The organism is Dietzia sp. SYD-A1 (assembly GCF_015356725.1).
Classification (GTDB): domain Bacteria; phylum Actinomycetota; class Actinomycetes; order Mycobacteriales; family Mycobacteriaceae; genus Dietzia.
Map to the genome: position 1 here is coordinate 1 of NZ_JADDKI010000455.1, position 3,064 is coordinate 3,064.

Annotated in this window: 3 protein-coding genes; 1 reads left to right on the forward strand and 2 read right to left on the reverse strand. The window is 71.6% G+C overall.

The window, feature by feature from the left end; genetic code table 11:
- A partial coding sequence (locus IY392_RS15605; RefSeq protein WP_194861700.1) for a succinic semialdehyde dehydrogenase occupies positions 1–1,390 on the forward strand: 1,390 nt, incomplete at its 5' end.
- 24 nt (positions 1,391–1,414) lie between these two features.
- Here IY392_RS15605 and IY392_RS15610 read toward each other — a convergent pair.
- Both IY392_RS15610 and IY392_RS15615 read right to left on the reverse strand, forming a co-directional pair.
- Complete coding sequence (locus IY392_RS15610) at positions 1,415–1,960, reverse strand: copper resistance protein CopC (RefSeq protein WP_309234198.1); 546 nt, start codon at positions 1,958–1,960, stop codon at positions 1,415–1,417.
- A 29-nt stretch (positions 1,961–1,989) separates the two neighbouring features.
- Positions 1,990–2,832 carry a DUF6474 family protein gene (locus IY392_RS15615; protein WP_107755437.1) on the reverse strand — a complete coding sequence of 281 codons (843 nt, stop codon included), beginning with the start codon at positions 2,830–2,832 and terminating at the stop codon, positions 1,990–1,992.
- Between the last annotated feature and the right edge of the window lie 232 nt (positions 2,833–3,064).

Here is a 3,064-nt window from a genome sequence, read left to right on the forward strand (position 1 = left end):
GGCCCGGGCGGCCCAGGTGGCGTGGGCGGAGCGCGAGCCCGCGGATCGCGTCGCCGTTCTCAAGCGGTTCGCCTCCCTGGTCATGAGCAACCGCGACCAGCTCATGGACATCGTCCAGGCGGAGACCGGCAAGAGCCGGGCCTCGGCCCAGGAGGAGGTGCTGGACTGCCTCATCACCGCACGTCACTACGCCCGGACGGCCCCGGCGTTGCTCGCCCCCAAGCGGGTCCAGGGCATGCTCCCGGGCCTGACCAAGGCCGTGATCCGGCGCCACCCCAAGGGCGTCGTGGGCGTGATCGCGCCGTGGAACTACCCGCTCAACCTCGCCGCCACGGACGCGCTGGCGGCACTGGCCGCGGGTAACGCCGTGGTGATCAAGCCCGCCTCCATCACCCCGTTCTGTGCCCTCGCCGCGGCGGACATGTTGTACCGCGCAGGCCTGCCGCGCGACCTGTTCCAGGTGGTCCCCGGGTCGGGCCGCACCGTGGGCGGGGCGATCGTGGAGAACGTGGACTACCTCATGTTCACCGGCTCCACGGCCACGGGCCGGACGCTCGGTCGCCAGTGCGGCGAGCGTCTGATCGGCTTCTCCGCGGAACTCGGTGGCAAGAACGCCATGATCGTCGCGGAGGGCGCCGACCTCGACGAGGTCGCCGAGGTGGCCACCCGAGCCTTCTTCTCCAACTCCGGCCAGCTCTGCATCTCCGTGGAAAGGGTGTACGTGGAGAGGTCGGTCGCGCCCCAGCTCGTCGAGAAGCTCACCGCGCGGGTCCAGTCCATGAGCGTGGGCCCCGGGTACGACTTCGAGGCGGAGATGGGCAGCCTGATCTCCCGCGACCAGCTGGAGACCGTGACCGCCCACGTCGACGACGCCGTGGCCAAGGGTGCCCGCGTCCTGGCCGGTGGCCGCCCCCGTCCGGACCTGGGTCCGCTCTTCTACGAACCGACTCTCCTGGCCGACGTGCCCGAGGACGCCACCTGCTTCGGTGAGGAGACGTTCGGGCCGGTCGTGTCGATCTACCCGGTCGACTCGGTGGACGAGGCGGTGGCCAAGGCCAACGACACCGAGTACGGGCTCAACTCCTCGGTCTTCGCCGCGTCCGACGCGGAGGGCGAGGCGATCGCCGCCCGTCTGCGCACGGGCACCGTCAACGTCGGAGAGGGCTACGTGGCCGGATGGGGCTCGGTCGCGGGCCCGATGGGGGGCATGGGCGCCTCCGGGGTCGGTCGTCGACACGGCGACGAGGGCCTGCTCAAGTACACCGAGGCCCAGACCATCGCGACCCAGCGCGTCATGCACCTCGGTGGGCCGTCGTTCCTCCCCCGCAAGCAGTGGCACGCCGTCCTCGCCCCGGCGACCAACGCGATGCGTTTCCTGCCCGGGCGCTAGGCGTCAGTGCAGCTGGTCCGCCCGTCACCGTCCGCGGCGCAGCAGCAGGACGGCCCCGCCGATCAGGAGGACCGCCAGTCCGGCGACGACCCACAGTGCCGGGTTGACGCCGGTCGTGGCCTCACCCGAGGTCTCGTCGGCGATCTGGTTCCCGGCGGGGTCGGCGTGTTCGTCGACCTCGCCCGCCGGGTCGCCGGCGGCACCCGCCGCGGATTGCACGGTGAACACGGACGAGCCGGTCACCACGTGCCCGTCCGCGGAGGTCACCCGGTAGCCGACGGTGTACGCGCCGTCCGGCAGGTCATCGACCTCCGCGGTGACGGTCTCGCCCTCCACGGAGGGCTCTCCCACGACCAGATTGGTCCGGTCGTCGCCGGTGGTGACGGCGACCGAGGCGAACATCTGGTTGATCTCCTCGTTGAACGTCAGGGCCACCTGATCCGGAGAGGCGTCGAGCGTCGCCCCGTCCTCGGGCTCCACGGAGACGAGGACCGAGTGCGCCGCGGCGACCGGGACCAGGACGGTGGCGGGAACCGCCGCGCCACCGGCGATCACGGCGGCGGCGAGCACGCCTGAGGTCCACCGCGTCCGGACCCCGCTCACGGTGTGACGCCGAGGCGGGCGAGGACGTCCTTGTTGACCCGGTCGAGTTCGCCGGAGATGGCGGAGTGCACCTCGCGTCGCTGGGCGGTCGGGGTGGTCTCGGCGGTCTCGACGGCCGTCCTCAGATCCTTGAGGCGGGACCGGGTGGAGGCGAGGAAGTCCTCGACCTGCCGATCGCCGCGGCGGTCCACCTCGAGCTGGTCGAGGGTCTGTTCCAGGCGGACGATGCGGGCACCGAGAGCGGCTCCCGGTCCGGTGGCGTCGATACCCGCCGCCCTGAGGTCCACGGCGCCGGCGGCGGACCTGTCGGTGGAACCCTGCGCGTTGGAGACGAGCTTGTAGACCATCGGGAGCAGCACCGGGGTGGCGACCTTGGCCAGGCTCAGCCACCGCTGCACGTCCTCCTTGCCGAGTTTGGTGCCCTCGAGCTTCTTCAACTCCATCTCCGCGAGTTGGTACTCGTGCTTCCGCCCCGCGGCCTCGATCTTCTCGGCCGCCTTCCGGTCCTTGGCCAGGAACTTGGCCTCCCGCTTGAGCGTGGCCCGTTCCTGCTTGGCGAGGGTCTTCTCCGCCTTGCGGTCCCTCCGGGACGCCTTCCGGGCCAGCGCGTCCTGCCGCTTGGCGCGCTTGGCCTCCCGCTTGGCCTTCCGGTCCGCGTTCCTGCCCGCCAGCTTGGCGCGCTTCTTCGCCTCGGCGAGCTCGACCCGATGCGCCTCCTTGGCCTTGTGCCGGGTCTCCTTGGCGGCGAGCTTGGCCTCGGTCATGGCGGTGGCCTTGAGCGCGGCGGCGTGGGCGCGGAGTTCGGCGCGCTTGTCGCGGTAGGTCGTCAGCTTGCCCATGGGCGTCGATCCTTCTCTCGTCGCGAACATCAGGTCCCCAGCCTAGGCGAACGGGCGACCGGTGAGCACCGGACCGGTGTCCGTGCGCGGAGTGGGCCATGATGGACGTCGATGGATGGTGCGCGGAACGGATCGAGCGGGGGCCCCGGCGGTGCGGTGGCGGGACCTGCCTCGGGGTCCAGGTGTCTGCACCGCGTGGCTCGTGAGCGGGACGCCGGTCCCGCCTGGTGGC